At 56.9% G+C, this 13,951-nt stretch carries 14 protein-coding genes and 1 tRNA gene; 7 read left to right on the forward strand and 8 right to left on the reverse strand.

The annotated features are described in order from the left end of the window. Positions 1 to 153 precede the first annotated feature (153 nt). The 4 genes from AC1Z3F_RS10725 to AC1Z3F_RS10740 all read left to right on the forward strand — a co-directional run bounded on the left by AC1Z3F_RS10725 (position 154) and on the right by AC1Z3F_RS10740 (position 3,518). Positions 154 to 1,230, forward strand: a complete 1,077-nt coding sequence (locus AC1Z3F_RS10725) for an alkene reductase (protein ID WP_262199412.1) — start codon at positions 154 to 156, stop codon at positions 1,228 to 1,230. A gap of 44 nt (positions 1,231 to 1,274) precedes the next feature. Further along, on the forward strand, positions 1,275 to 1,988 hold the full coding sequence (locus AC1Z3F_RS10730) for an SDR family oxidoreductase (RefSeq protein ID WP_262199411.1): 714 nt from the start codon (positions 1,275 to 1,277) through the stop codon (positions 1,986 to 1,988). Positions 1,989 to 2,107: 119 nt separating this feature from the next. Continuing rightward, positions 2,108 to 3,286 carry a S8 family serine peptidase gene (locus AC1Z3F_RS10735; protein ID WP_262199410.1) on the forward strand — a complete coding sequence of 393 codons (1,179 nt, stop codon included), beginning with the start codon at positions 2,108 to 2,110 and terminating at the stop codon, positions 3,284 to 3,286. Between the two features lie 4 nt (positions 3,287 to 3,290). After that, positions 3,291 to 3,518: a hypothetical protein gene (locus AC1Z3F_RS10740; RefSeq protein WP_131089082.1), complete on the forward strand. Its 228-nt coding sequence runs from the start codon at positions 3,291 to 3,293 to the stop codon at positions 3,516 to 3,518. Positions 3,519 to 3,537: 19 nt separating this feature from the next. Here AC1Z3F_RS10740 and AC1Z3F_RS10745 read toward each other — a convergent pair whose 3' ends face one another. The 4 genes from AC1Z3F_RS10745 to AC1Z3F_RS10760 are packed head-to-tail and all read right to left on the reverse strand — an operon-like array spanning position 3,538 to position 8,558. Next, positions 3,538 to 4,143, reverse strand: a complete 606-nt coding sequence (locus AC1Z3F_RS10745) for a sarcosine oxidase subunit gamma (RefSeq protein ID WP_262199409.1) — start codon at positions 4,141 to 4,143, stop codon at positions 3,538 to 3,540. Further along, complete coding sequence (locus tag AC1Z3F_RS10750) at positions 4,136 to 7,033, reverse strand: sarcosine oxidase subunit alpha family protein (protein WP_483565686.1); 2,898 nt, start codon at positions 7,031 to 7,033, stop codon at positions 4,136 to 4,138. Before AC1Z3F_RS10750 ends, AC1Z3F_RS10745 begins: the two co-directional genes overlap by 8 nt. After that, positions 7,030 to 7,329, reverse strand: a complete 300-nt coding sequence (locus AC1Z3F_RS10755; protein WP_262199408.1) for a sarcosine oxidase subunit delta — start codon at positions 7,327 to 7,329, stop codon at positions 7,030 to 7,032. The genes AC1Z3F_RS10750 and AC1Z3F_RS10755 overlap by 4 nt, the downstream gene beginning before the upstream one ends. 11 nt (positions 7,330 to 7,340) lie before the next feature. Beyond that, positions 7,341 to 8,558 carry a sarcosine oxidase subunit beta family protein gene (locus AC1Z3F_RS10760; protein ID WP_262199407.1) on the reverse strand — a complete coding sequence of 406 codons (1,218 nt, stop codon included), beginning with the start codon at positions 8,556 to 8,558 and terminating at the stop codon, positions 7,341 to 7,343. A gap of 152 nt (positions 8,559 to 8,710) precedes the next feature. On the opposite strand from AC1Z3F_RS10760, the gene AC1Z3F_RS10765 reads away from it, so the two are divergent. After that, positions 8,711 to 9,343, forward strand: coding sequence for a GntR family transcriptional regulator (locus AC1Z3F_RS10765; protein WP_262199406.1), 633 nt, complete (start codon positions 8,711 to 8,713; stop codon positions 9,341 to 9,343). 105 nt (positions 9,344 to 9,448) lie between these two features. Here the strand turns inward: AC1Z3F_RS10765 and AC1Z3F_RS10770 are convergent, their stop codons facing one another. Both AC1Z3F_RS10770 and AC1Z3F_RS10775 read right to left on the reverse strand, forming a co-directional pair. Continuing rightward, entirely contained in the window at positions 9,449 to 9,865 is a 417-nt protein-coding gene (locus AC1Z3F_RS10770; RefSeq protein ID WP_262199405.1) for a hypothetical protein, read from the reverse strand. A gap of 216 nt (positions 9,866 to 10,081) precedes the next feature. After that, positions 10,082 to 10,154, reverse strand: a tRNA-Ala gene (locus AC1Z3F_RS10775). Positions 10,155 to 10,345: 191 nt separating this feature from the next. Between AC1Z3F_RS10775 and AC1Z3F_RS10780 the strand changes: the two genes are divergently transcribed. Further along, entirely contained in the window at positions 10,346 to 10,771 is a 426-nt protein-coding gene (locus tag AC1Z3F_RS10780) for a VOC family protein (RefSeq protein ID WP_262199404.1), read from the forward strand. Here the strand turns inward: AC1Z3F_RS10780 and AC1Z3F_RS10785 are convergent. Then, complete coding sequence (locus tag AC1Z3F_RS10785) at positions 10,768 to 11,994, reverse strand: MFS transporter (protein ID WP_262199403.1); 1,227 nt, start codon at positions 11,992 to 11,994, stop codon at positions 10,768 to 10,770. The two genes, AC1Z3F_RS10780 and AC1Z3F_RS10785, sit on opposite strands and share 4 nt — an antisense overlap. A 143-nt stretch (positions 11,995 to 12,137) precedes the next feature. On the opposite strand from AC1Z3F_RS10785, the gene AC1Z3F_RS10790 reads away from it, so the two are divergent. Further along, on the forward strand, positions 12,138 to 13,079 hold the full coding sequence (locus AC1Z3F_RS10790) for an endonuclease/exonuclease/phosphatase family protein (RefSeq protein ID WP_131089090.1): 942 nt from the start codon (positions 12,138 to 12,140) through the stop codon (positions 13,077 to 13,079). A gap of 5 nt (positions 13,080 to 13,084) precedes the next feature. Here the strand turns inward: AC1Z3F_RS10790 and AC1Z3F_RS10795 are convergent, their stop codons facing one another. Then, on the reverse strand, positions 13,085 to 13,759 hold the full coding sequence (locus tag AC1Z3F_RS10795; protein WP_483565687.1) for an alpha-ketoglutarate-dependent dioxygenase AlkB family protein: 675 nt from the start codon (positions 13,757 to 13,759) through the stop codon (positions 13,085 to 13,087). Positions 13,760 to 13,951: the final 192 nt, after the last annotated feature.

The following is a 13,951-nucleotide window of genomic DNA, read 5'->3' on the forward strand; positions in this document are numbered from 1 at the left end:
GGGAATAAACTATGACTACACTCAGTTTTGATTATAGTCACCGTTTGCTGGGGTTGGAAATTTACACCTTCCATTCTTCCACGATGGCGTGAGGCAACAAGGCCTCAACCCTAGGACAGTGCCCACAATTAGTAGATAAGGAAACCGCTCGTTATGACTTCCCCGTCCCTTTGGCAGCCGTTCACTCTCGGCCGGATCGAACTCCCCCACCGCCTTGCTTTGGCGCCGATGACCCGCAACCGCTCAAATGCAGACGGCACCCCGGGCGAGCATGTCGCACAGTACTACGCACAGCGCGCATCCCTCGGCTTGGTTATCACCGAAGGAACCCAGCCATCGGCTGACGGCCAGGGCTACTTCAACACCCCAGGCATCTACACCGAAGAGCACATCGCAGGCTGGCGCAAGGTCGCTGATGAGGTTCATGCTGAAGGTGGGCACCTGTTCATTCAGCTCATGCACGCTGGCCGCTCGGCTCACCCGGATAACACCCCACATCATCGTCAGCCGGTAGCGCCGTCAGCGATCTCCGCCGAGCAAGAGATCTTCACCCTTGAGGGTAAAAAGCAGACTCCCGTGCCACGCGAACTGAGCCGCGAAGATATCCAAGAAGTCATTGGCGAATTCCGTCACGCAGCTGCTTCGGCCATCGCGGCTGGAGCTGACGGTGTAGAAATCCACGCCGCTAACGGATACCTGTTGCACCAGTTCCTGGCCCCAAATGCCAACGAACGCACCGACGAATACGGTGGCTCGGTAGAAAATCGTTCACGCTTTGTCGTTGAGGTCACTCAGGCGGTTGCCGAAGAAATTGGAGCGGATCGCACCGGCATCCGCATCTCGCCTGCTTTCCCACTCGGAGGCCTGTTCGAGGGCGAGCCAGCAGATGTCCATGCCCAGTACCAACACTTGGTCGGCGAATTGGCCAAACTGAATCTGGTCTACCTGCACGTTCATCACCTGGGCGATGACGCACTACTGCGCTCCCTGCGCCAGTCGTGGCCAACGGCCGTGCTGGTAGTGCGCTATGGCCGCGAACGCGAAACTATCGGTGCGGACATCGAGGCAGGATTGGCAGACATCGAACCGCTGGGACGCATTGCCCTAGCTAACCCAGATGTTGTTGAACGCCTACGTACCGACGCACCGGTTAATGATTTGGACCCAGCCACACTCTATGTCGGTGGAGCAAAGGGCTACATCGACTACCCAACCCTGGCTCACGCCTAAAACCAACAGAAACAAATTCACGAAAGAAAGTAGGAAGCATTCTCATGACTTCACTTAAAGATGCAGTAGTTCTAGTCACCGGCGCAAACGGCGGAATCGGTGGACACTTTGTCCGCGAAGCTCTGGCCCGTGGCGCAGCCAAGGTCTACGCCTCGGCCCGCAACCCACAAGTTTGGGATGACGAGCGTGTTGTACCGCTGACCCTGGATGTCACCGACTCTGCATCCATCAAGGCCGCCGTCGAAGCCGCACCAGATGTCACCGTATTGATCAACAACGCAGGCGCAGGCGTAAGCACCTCAGAAATCCTCGTCCAGAGCGACGAAGAAATCCGGGCCAATGTCGAGACCAACTTCCTCGGCCCACTCTTCCTGGCTCGTGCCTACGCACCAGTGCTTTCGGCCAAGGGCGGGAACACCGCGATCATCGATATCCACTCGGCGCTCTCCTGGTACGCCGTGGCAGGGATCTACTCGGCTACCAAGGCAGCCCTGTGGTCAGCGACCAACTCCCTGCGCCTCGAACTGCAGCCAGCAGGCGTTCAAGTAGTCGGCGTGCACGTGGGCTACGTTGATACCGCAATGGCGGCGCATGCCACCGAACCAAAACTGGATCCATCAGTTCTGGTGACCAAGGTGCTTGACGCTACCGAGGCTGGAGAATTTGAAGTTCTAGCTGACGAAACCTCGGTTCAGGTGAAGTCCGGACTTTCTGCTCCTTTGGAAGCCTTGTACCCACAGCTGGCACAGGTCAAGTAAAGCAGCCAAGTAAAAGCTCGCTGGGTATTGGACGGCGGGCATGGTGACTTGTCGGGCCTTGCTTGTACAGTACGAAGCACTCGCAGGTGCAACGTCCACGAACCAGCAAGGAGCCCGACATGTTCAGCAAAAACTCTCCACGCTCAGCAGCCACCGAAGTTCCCGACCGCTTTGTGATCATCTTTGATTCGGCGGATCCGGCAACCCCGGGCATCGCTGCCGAAGCTCGCGAGCAGCAAGTTCCTCAACTGCTAACCGAACAGGGCTACTCCATCAGCGAGTACTTCCCAATGTTGGGCATCGCGGTGGTCACCAGCAAAGCTGACCAGCTTGATGATTTCCGCCAACGCTGCGCAGGCCACCAATTGCCAGCCGAGGTGGTACCCGAACTGATCTACCGCATCCTTCCGGATGCTGTAGCCAAGGACAGTTTCACCGACACGGGGCAGTTCACTTGGGGACTGCAAGCTGTGGGCGCAGATCTCAGCTCTTACACCGGCAAGGGCATCAACCTCGCGGTTCTGGATACCGGCTTTGATGCTAACCACCCGGATTTTGCCGGACGCAACGTCACCACCAAATCCCTGGTGGACGGCGAAGATGCTGCCGACAGCCACGGTCATGGAACCCACTGCATCGGCACCTCCTGTGGACCACGCACTCCTGAGCAAGGCCCGGGTTATGGCGTGGCCAGCGAGGCGAATATCTTTGCCGGCAAGGTGCTCGGCGCCGACGGCTCAGGTTCTGACTCCACTATCCTCGCTGGCATTAACTGGGCCTTGGAAAACAAATGCCAAGTCATTTCGATGTCTCTGGGCGCAGATGTTAAAACCGTGCACCCGCCCTATGTCACCGCAGGCCGGCGCGCCTTGGAACTAGGATCTTTGATCGTGGCCGCCGCCGGCAACAATGCCCAGCGGTCCGCGGGAAACCCCGGCTTTGTAGGTGCACCAGCTAATAGCCCGTACATCATGGCGGTGGCCGCGGTGGACTCAAAACTGGCGGTCGCTGACTTCTCGGCCCAAGCGATCAGCACCGAGGGCGGCGAGGTGGACATTGCCGGTCCTGGTGTAGATGTTTATTCTTCGTGGCCAGGCTCGCAACGCTACAACACCATCAGTGGTACCTCCATGGCTACCCCGCATGTGGCCGGGCTTGCTGCACTGCTGGCCGAATCCACCGGACTACGAGCCCAAGAACTGTGGGACAAGTTAGTCCAAGAAGCTCGCAGCCTGTCTTTGCCGACCACCGATGTGGGTGCCGGCCTGGCCCAAGCCCCCACCAGCGCAGAAAGCTAGGCTCATGTCCGACTCTGAATTACCGGTATATGTCATCACGCTGGCCGAAGGCATTGAAGCCACCGGCGCGGTGAGTGAACTTGAATCTCACGGTTTACAAGTTAAACGAGTGCTCGCTGCCCTGGGCCAAGTTATTGGTCAGGGCAGCGAGCAGGTTGCTACACAGTTACGTGGATTAGATTCCGTGCAATCGGTGGATGCCCAACGCACCTACCGCGCACTAGACGAGTAGCCCGTCCAGGCTAACCCGGCTAGATCGATTCGGTACGAAATTCGATCATCGCATCAATGAGCCAACGCGCGGTGTGCTCGGTGAAGGAAGCTCGCGGCATGATCCGCCAGCTTTCTTCACCGGTACGCCAGAGCAATACTGGAATGTTAGCCAGTGATGTAGTGATCGCGTGATTCACCGCAAATGCTCGTGGATGAAGATCTGCCGGACAGCTCTTGCGTAGCACCAGCGGGGCTTTAGCGCCGGTAAGTTCCAGCACGCTGCGGTTGGCCGAAAGGTCCACTACCTGTCCTGGATTTTCCCCTAGAGCTTGATCGAGTTTAGCCGCCAGTTGCGCATCCTCCGGGGCCGCCACCAAGAACTCGTCCGGGCCCAACCAGAGCACTGCCACGGTATCCACTTCACCACGCACCTCTCCGACCTTTTGAGGCAAACCCACACCGGTAGCTGTTGCCACGGCGTCAAAGCCAGCACTGCCCGGTGCACAACGCACCGAGACCTTGGTGCTGAAGGCAACTTCACTCAACGACAATGCCCCGGGCACCGAAGCGTCAGCCATTTCTTGGTACAGGTGCGCTGCAGGGGACACACGTGTTTCATTTTTGATCAAAGTGTCATTAGCCATCTCGACGGCTTCCTTCCGGGTCAAAGAGGACGGTTTCACCGATGGTGACCTCAACAAGCTGGCCATTTACCGGGGTTCGCAGGGTTTCACCAATGCGGTTGCGCCCATTTTTGATTAGCGCCAAACCAAAGGTTCGGCCCAATGCAGCCGAGTTATAGGAGCTGGTGACCCAGCCGTCCATTGGGGTGATCCCCTCGGCAGCCAGTTCCTCCACCGATACCAGTGCTGCACCTTCTGGCAAGAGTAGGTTCTTATCTACCGGCAACACCGAGACCAGGTGCTTGCGGTCCTCGCGCTGGTTATCTGCTCGTGAGTAGGAGCGGTTACCGACAAAGTCCTTAAGCTTGGAAACAACCCAATCCATACCGGCATCTTGCGGGGTGACCGTACCGTCGGTGTCCTGACCGACAATAATGAAGCCCTTTTCTGCACGCAGTACGTGCATGGTTTCGGTGCCATAGGGGGTGATACCAAATTCTTGGCCGGCCTCGTACACGTCCTGCCAAACCTTGAGTCCATGCCAAGCCGGGATGGCAATTTCAAAGGCTAATTCTCCAGAGAAGGAGATGCGCGATAGTCGTGCTTCAATCCCGGAATCCAGCACGATGTCTTGGAATGCCATGAACTTAAAAGCTTCGTTGGAGACATCAACGCTGGAGGCGAGCTTGGCGATTACTTCGCGGGACTTTGGCCCCACTACTGCTACGGTGGCTAGCTGTTCGGTCACCGAGGTGCACACCACGTCCAGCTCTGGCCATTCGGTCTGCAACCATTCTTCCAACCAGTCCAGTACCGCCGCCGCGTTACCGGTGGTGGTGTGCATCAAGAAGCGATCTTCAGCCAAACGCAGGGTTACACCATCATCAAAGATCATGCCGTCGGGCTTGCACATCACGCCGTAGCGCCCCATGCCAACCTTGAGCTTGGTGTAGCCGTTGGTGTAGATGCGGTTCAGGAATTCTGCGGCGTCTGCTCCGCGAATTTCAATTTTGCCTAAGGTGGTGGCATCAAGCATGCCCACCGATTCACGTACGGCCTTGGACTCACGGTAAACCGCGGTTTCCATGTCTTCGCCGGCTTGTGGGTAGTACCAAGGGCGCTTCCACTGTCCAACATCTTCAAATTCTGCCCCGCGCTCTACATGCCAGGAATGCATGGCGGTCAACCGTGCAGGATCCAACTGGTCCCCGCGGTTGCGTCCAGCCAAGGCGGCAAATGCCACCGGGGTGTACGGGGCACGGAAGGTGGTGGTGCCAACGGTGGCCGGGTTTTCAATGCCCAGAACCGCGGCAATCACACCGATAGCAGCTACACCGGAAGTCTTGCCCTGATCATTAGCGGTAGAGATCGAGGTGTAACGCTTGATATGTTCCACCGACTGCATGCCAGCGCCTGTAGCGCGCAGTACGTCAGCTACTGTCTGGTCACGCTGCAGGTCCACAAAGTGGAACTTGTAGTTTGCTGCGTCATCACCAAATCGTGAGGGCACCAGCCAGACCGGACGGGTTTCACCCATCGTTGCATCCAGGGCCTGTGGCACCCGAGCAACGGTGTCAAAACCGGCAGCGCTCGCTGCGGCTGCACCGGTGGCAGCGCCCGTGGACAAGGCGCTAGCGGTATCAAGCAGTCCAGTCACGGCACCAGCCAAATGCTGCTTGGCTACCGCGTTGGCGGGGACAAAAGCATGAATGCTGGTATTCCAGTCCAGCTTGCCCTGGCGCTGCGAGTGCAGGTGTACTACCGGGTTGAAGCCACCGGCCACAGCCAGCACGTCGACATCAATGCGGGTTACTTCGCCCAGCTCACGCTGTTCATCTAAGGTGGCAACAAAGATGGCTGAAAGCTCCCCCTCCTCATTGGCTTCGGTATCAACCACAGCAGAGCCCGAGATGACTTGCACCCCGTCGGCTACCGCTTGAGCGGCCGCGGCGGAAATGTTCTGCCGTGCATCAATGACTGCCACCACCGAACCGGAGGCAGCTAATTCGCTGACCAATTGGTAGGCAGAGTCGTTGGTGGTGAAGACCGCGATCTTCTCCCCTGCACGAACCCCGTAACGGTTCAAGTAACTGCGCACCGCACCGGCAAGCATGATGCCCGGGCGGTCATTGTTTTCAAATACCACCGGACGCTCGTGGGCGCCGGTAGCCAGCACGACCTGTCCGGCACGGATGTGCCAGATGCGTTCGCGGGAAACACCGGGTGCAACCGCAGCATCGAGGTGCACGGTGCGACGTTCAACAGCCACCAGGTAGTTGGCATCATAGGAGCCAAAAACCGTGGTGCGCTGCAGGTGTGTGGTCTCCTCGGCCTGCGCCAAGTCACCGACCACTTCGCTGATCCAGTCGGTGGAATCCTGTCCATCAATCTGCTCGCCGGCAGTATCCAGAAGTGTTCCGCCAGCTTCGGGGCGCTCATCGAGGAGCATTACCCGGGCGCCGGAGCGCGAGGCTTCACGCGCTGCGGCCAAACCGGCAGGACCTGCACCAACCACCAGGACATCGGTGTGTACATGTACGTGGTCATAGTAGGCAGTGTCGGTATTTGGATCCAGCACACCCAAACCGGAGAGCAGGCTAACGGCTACGCCCTCGGTGACCGAGACGGTCGTTGCCGGAAGCATGGATTCGTTGGTGTCTGCTTCATGACGAGCAGCCACGGTAATCAGTGCATTGGGCTCTTCTACCCCGGCGGCCAGAATGCCGCGCGGGCGCTTCAGGTAGAGCGAGGGACCACAGGCACGAATCCCGTTGGCCAACATCGCACTGGCGACGGTGTCTCCGCGGAAGGCGGAGATTTGGTGACCATCGATGCTCAAGTTCAGCGGTTCGTCTCGGTTGATCCGGGCACGTGAGCTGAGTTCTTCGCTCAGACGTTGCGGCTTGCTCATCGGGTGCCTCCTTGAAGCTGCTGGATCTCAGGTTGCGCCTCACCGGCGCCATAAACGGCCAAAAATTCGTAGCTGACGGTATCGCGTAGGGCGTTGAACCACTTGCGGCAGCCACCGGAGTGGACCCAGCGTTCGGCAAAAATGCCTTTTTTATTGCCTCGGTAGAACAGGTAACGAGACCATTCTTTGTCGCTTAGCTCGGCCGGGTTTTCTGGATAGGCAACGTGTGCTTCTCCGCCGTAGCCGAATTCGTTTTCATTGCGTGGCCCGCAGTGCGGGCAGTCAATTAGCATCATGGTGGCTGCTCCTAGTGTGCGACGGCTGCCGCGCCGTGTTCATCGATCAGGTGGCCGGTTTCAAATCGTTCCAAGCTAAATGGGGCATTTAGCGGATGGGCCTCATCGTGGGCGATGGTGTGTGCCAGCGTGAAGCCAGCACCCGGGGTGCCCTTAAACCCTCCGGTGCCCCAGCCGCAGTTCACATACAGGTTCTGGATTGGGGTCTTGGAAATAATCGGTGAGGCGTCCAAGGTGGTGTCCACAATGCCGCCCCAGGTACGCAATACGTGGGCTCGGGCGAAGATTGGGAAAAGTTCCACGGCCGCTGCCATCTGCTCTTCAATCACGTGGAACGCACCGCGCTGACCGTAACCGTTGTACGAGTCAATGCCTGCACCCATCACCAGTTCACCCTTGTGAGCTTGGGAGACGTAGACATGGATGTGGTTGGACATGACTACCGTGGGGTGTACCGGTTCAAAGAGTTCGGAGACCAGTGCCTGCAGTGGGTGGGACTGGATGGGCAGTTCAAATCCGGCCATTTCGGCCAGTACCGAGGAGTGCCCGGCGCCAGCTAGTGCGACCTTGCCGGCGTTGATGGTGCCACGGGTGGTCTTCACTCCGGTAACCTTCTCGCCATCCTTGATGAAGCCGGTGACTTCGCAGTTCTGGATGATGTCTACGCCCAGCTCATTGGCTTTGCGGGCGAAGGCCCAGGCAACGTGGTCGTGCTTGGCGATACCGGCGCGTGGCTGCCAGGTGGCGCCCATGACCGGGTAGCGGATGTTGTCGCTGGTATTGATGATGGGGCAGGCTTCCTTGACCTGGGATGGGTCAAGCCATTCTGCGTCTACCCCGTTGAGCTTATTAGCTTCCACACGACGTACCGATTCGCGTACGTCGCCTAGGGTGTGAGCCAAGTTTAGAACACCGCGCTGGGAGAAGAGGAAGTCGTATTCCAGATCTTCGGGTAGTTGTTCCCAGAGTTTCAGTGACTTTTCGTAGATGCCAGCCGATTCATCCCAGAGGTAGTTCGAGCGGATGATGGTGGTGTTGCGGGCCATGTTCCCGCCAGCCAACCAACCCTTTTCTATGACTGCCACGTTGGTGATGCCGTGGTTCTTCGCCAAGAAGTACGCAGTAGCCAAGCCGTGGCCACCTCCGCCGACGATAACTACGTCATAAGACTTTTTAGGGTCCGGGTTCGCCCACAGGAACTCCGGGTGCTCAGGTAGCAGATCAGCCACAGTGAATCTCCAATCTCCGCCAGGACCATTTCAATGTATGAATTGCCGACAACTGATATATCAATCTGCAATTCACTGTATGATAGAAAACGAAACCCGGTCAATGGGTTGGCGAAAATTACGTGGATGCTACGCACAGCAGGAGGACTTCAGTGAGTGAATCTCTCTCAGATCGCGCCTACCAGATACTGCGCGACCGTTTAATCATGTTGGACATTGCTCCAGGTGAGCCGATCAATGAGGCTGCCTTGGTGCAAGAACTGAACATCGGGCGCACTCCCCTACGCGAAGCTCTCAAGCGCTTGGAAGTTGACCATCTAGTTCATTCTTATCCGCGTCGCGGAACCTTTGCCACGCGGGTGGACATCACTGAACTTGCGGCCATCACCGAAGTCCGCCTTGCCCTAGAGCCACTGGCAGCTGATCGCGCGGCAGCATTAGGCGGCGGATCGTTACGTGCCCAGATTGAACAGACCCTGCACGCCATTACGAACTTCAAGGGTGATGAGTCACGGCGCACGCTGATGGAAAATGATTTGGCCGTACACCGGCTGATCTACCAAGCTGCAGCAAACCATCACATGGAAGAGACGCTGATCAGGTTGGACAACCTAGCTACCCGCATCTGGTGCCTGACCTTGGATCGCTTGCCAAGCATTGAGGAACACATCGCTGAACATCAGGCGTTGTTACAGGCCGTACTGGATCAAGACCCATCTACCGCCAGCGAGCTTGCCCGCGAACATATCGCCAGCTTCGAGTCTTCGGTGCGCGCAGTACTCTAGGTTCCGCCTGTCGGTGCCTCTCACCTGCCTCGCGTGAACCATCCATTCTCTTGGGCCCCTCGCCACGATTTCGGGTTCATCATGGGAAGCGATCAAGCAGGATCACTAGCGACGGTCTGGAAAGTCTCCTTCGTAGTCATTCCATGTACCTGCTAGTTCTTGCATCGCCCATAGCTGGTGCTCCACAGAAGCGTCTTTGCCCGCAAAGTCCATGACGATGTAGTTCATTGTGAACCCGTCCTGAAGCGTATCGCCGAATTCCTTGGCGCGGTCTTTGCTCTCGAATCGAAAATAGTTGGCCTCTGTGGTGCTGTAGCTTTCAACGCAATCCACCGATGCTGCGCAGGCAATTTCAGTATTTTCTTCCGGCTGAGTCGTGACATCTACTGATCCCTGGCTGTCGGAGTTTACAAGCTCCTGCAGAGTCAGAGCACGCTGCGGGTCCGCTATCGAACACCCAGCCAACGATGGCACAGCGAGAAATACTGCGCCTAAAAGGACGAGACCCGAGCGTGAATTCATTCTTTTATTTTCACACCTTCACTTGGGAAGTACACCCTACTTGCGGATGATTTACCCCGAGCAGCGAGTGTTCTTGTCATCCTGCATACACAAAGAATCCGATACCCTAGGCCAACGTTGAAGGTCCTAGGAGCCAACCAGAGGAGATCTTCGGATTCGCGTGAGGAAAAGAAAAATCTCCCGGTCAATTGACCGAGAGATCTTTATTCAAATTTGTGGAGGTAAGGGGATTCGAACCCCTGACCTTCTGCATGCCATGCAGACGCGCTACCAACTGCGCCATACCCCCAATAGAGTTGGATTCATTGATATTTCTATCGTTGAACCGAGATAAAACTCTACCGGAGGGTATCGAAAAACACCAAATCCGCTCTCAGAGACCCTAATCACAGGCCACTATTCTAATTGTCCGTGCACAGTGGTAAGAATGATCTCGGGGCCGATCGGTTCCAACAGACATTGAGTGAAAGGCGCGTTCCCATGGCCATTGGAATGACCCCATACCTTCGCTTCGCCGGTGATGCCCGCGAAGCCATGGAATTCTATAACGCAGCCCTCGGCGGCGAGCTATCGATGATGACTTTCCAGGAGGGAATGAACGACGGCAATCCAGCTACGGCTGATTTGATCATGCATTCTTCACTGTTCATTGAACGCGGAATCCACCTGATGGCCTCGGATACCCCACCAGAAATGAACGTCACCGGCAACGGCGTCATCGCGCTAAGCAGCGACGCCACCAACACCGCCGACGACGACGTGCTCCACAAGTGGTGGGAAACCCTCGGTGAAGGCGCCACTATCGAAATGCCATTGGAGAAGGCCCCGTGGGGCGACTCCTTCGGTCAGCTCCGCGACAAGTTCGGCGTGGTCTGGATGTTCAATATTTCAGCTGTTCGCGGCTAATCAGCAACGGTATGCTCGCGGGCCGCGACAGCGTCTCGGCCCACGAGCAGGCCAATCTTCTTGGCACGCATCTGCGTAATCAAAGCAATGAGCAAGCCCAAGACGGCCAACCCTGCGCCCACCAACGACGGTGCACGGTAACCGAAGCCAGCGGAAATCACTGCCGCGCCCAAGGCCGCGCCCAAGGCATTAGCCACGTTCAGTGCCGAGTGATTCAGCGAGGCAGCTAGGGACTGGGCATGCGGTGCCGAGTCCATCAGCAGGGTCTGCAAACTTGGAATCAACAGGGACCCAACGGCACCCAAAATGAAGACCATGATCATCGTTGGGATGACCCAGCTAGCCACAGCGGCGAAGACCAGCATGGTTGCAGCCATCAGGATGCTCGAAAGCTTGATGGCACCAAACACCGACCAGTCAGCCAAGCGGCCACCAATCAAAGAACCAATCACCATGCCCAGGCCATACAGCGCCAAGGCAATAGGTACTAGGTTGATGGCCAGCCCGGACTCTTCGGTCAAGGTTGGGGAGATGTAGGAATACACCGCGAAGAAACCACCGAAGCCCACGATTCCGGTGGCCATGGCCAACCAGATCTGGGGACTCTTCAAAGCGGTAAGTTCACGTCGAATACTTGCTCCGGCTTCTACCTTGCGCCATGGAACAAAGAGCGTAATCAGTGCGGCGGTCACCAATCCGATAAAGGCAACAATGTAGAACATTGAGCGCCAGCCAGCTTGCTGTCCAAGCATGGTTACCAGCGGAACACCACCGACGTTGGCTACCGACAACCCCAGCATGACCCACGCAATGGCGCGGCCACGCATGGTTCCTGGCACCAAGCTACCGGCCAGCACACCGGCCAAGCCAAAGTACGCACCGTGGGGAAGCCCAGCAAGGAAACGGGTAATAAGCATGGTGTTGTAATCAGGAGCAAAAGCCGAGGAAAGATTTGCCAGGGTGAAGAAAAGGATCAGCAGCTGCACCGCACGCTTGCGTGGGATTTTCGCAGCCATAGCGGTCAGTACGGGCGCACCAATAACTACACCCATGGCGTAAGCGCTAATCATCAGACCCATTTGTGAGTTGCTGACATTTAGATCGGTGGCGCCTTCCTGAAGCAGGCCCATCATTGAAAATTCGGTAACGCCGATACCAAAGCCACCCATGGCCAGAGCGAGGATCGCCAATAATAATTTTCCGCCGGACAGGTAGGCAGTCATTTAGTACTCAATTCTAGGCTGTTGCTTGATCGCGGCATCCTCGGCGCTCTATTCCTATCGTAGTGACTGTGTCGAATCGCCGGGGTACTTCTCCAGCTGAAAATTACGAATCCCACAGTATTTTGTGCCACTGTTTAAGTCCTATGTCTCATGCATCGCACCAACGCCTTCCGATCTCGCTGATTATCGCGAGGATCTTTTTTGTTCTGCTCTGCCTAGCGCTGGCAGGGCTTTTGGTATTCCATCAACAGATCCCCGATGTCTTGGGACTTGGACTTGTTGTAGATAATTTGGCTCCCTGGGCGGGACTGGGCATCCCGGTGCTATTCCTTATCGCCCTGGTGGTGCGAGGCCGGGCTAGCTTCATCGGCCTACTTGTTCCTGTGGTTGTCTGGGCGGTCCTGTTTGGGCCAAACTTCATCCCCGCTACCCAACATGCACCGCAGGCTGCCCTGAAGGTCGCAACCCAAAACGTGCACGAATCAGCCGGAGTGCAGGCAGCCAAGGAGCTAGCTGACGCAGGGGCAGAGGTTATTACTCTGCAAGAAATCGGCGAAGGCCAAGAAGACCAGATCAGTGCAGAACTGGCCAAATCTCATCCCTACAAGTACATGGTCAGTACCGTAGGTGTATGGAGCGCCTACCCGCTGGAGAACCCGGAACCACTAGATTTGGGGCTGGGTTGGAATCGAGCCCTACGCGTTGATGTGAATACCGGGCAAAGTACCGTGCGGCTGTATTCAGTTCATGCTGCCTCGGCACGTCCCACCGGACACGATGAACGCGACATGATGCTAGCGTCGCTTGCTAACTTCGTCTCCAAAGATCAGTCGGCGAGGATTGTTGCTGCCGGCGACTTCAACGCCACCAGCACCGACCGGCACTTTGCACCCATTGCCAAGGCCATGGATGAGGCCAAATACAGCAAGTGGGGACTGGCCTTGACTTGGCCGCGCTCCCCCTTCCCGATGCTGGGCATTGATCACGTGATGCTGCGTGGGGTGGATTCTGCCGGACTTGAACGCCTAGAGATTGGCGATTCTGACCATTACGCCCTGCAAGCCACCGTCGATTTGGATAGCTAAAGCAGCTAACTGTCGCTCAGACCGGTCTGTCGGAGGGTGATGTTGATGCGTCCGGCGCCCAACTGACTTTCGGCCGGGGCGGTACCCGGATGGATCTTTGTCACCCCGTGATAGGCAAAGCGCGCCGGGCCGTCAAAGATGAATAGGTCTCCTGAAGCCAAGCGCAGTTCTTGCCAGGGACGATTGCGATTTTCCGTATTGCCAAGCCGGAAGGTTGCCGAGTCCCCGATGGAAAGAGATACCACCGGGGCGTTGATACGTTCCTCGGCATCTTGATGCATGCCCATCGTGGCGTGCTGATCATAAAAATTCACAATGGCTGCGTCCGGTTGGTAGGCGGCAGCACGTGCGGCATCACCGGTAGCTTCTGCGAGTGCTTGCTGGCCTAAACGAACCAACCATTGTTCCATGGGTGCCACTGGTGCACCGCCGAGGTCATCGGCGGTTTTTGAGTACCGGTTGGGACTCCAGTGCCAGCCCAAACTTAAAGATTGCACGCTCATGGGATGACCATTAATTTGCGTGCGGTGGGGAGGAACGGGTCCGTGTCCCCACTGGAAAAAGCGTGCGACAATCCAATCCTGCGCGGTAGGGCTTAGCCAACCGGGCAGGTGCCACGCTCCGGGACGAACTTGTCCCCCGGTGCGTTCAAAGGCACTGTCATCAAATAGTGACTCCATGTACCCAGCGTGCCTGTTGCAGGCATCGACCGGCAAGCTCCTGTGTATTCGCTCACTGAATTTTGCAGGTTGACCGGCCCAGTGCCTTGCAACACTAATCACACTAATGTCGTTGTGTTTCTTCCTACCGACTCGAAGATTTCCAGAAGGTTAACCTTTATTCGAATTATTACAGCCGAAACATTTGCGATA

Source organism: Glutamicibacter sp. MOO4 (assembly GCF_056934395.1).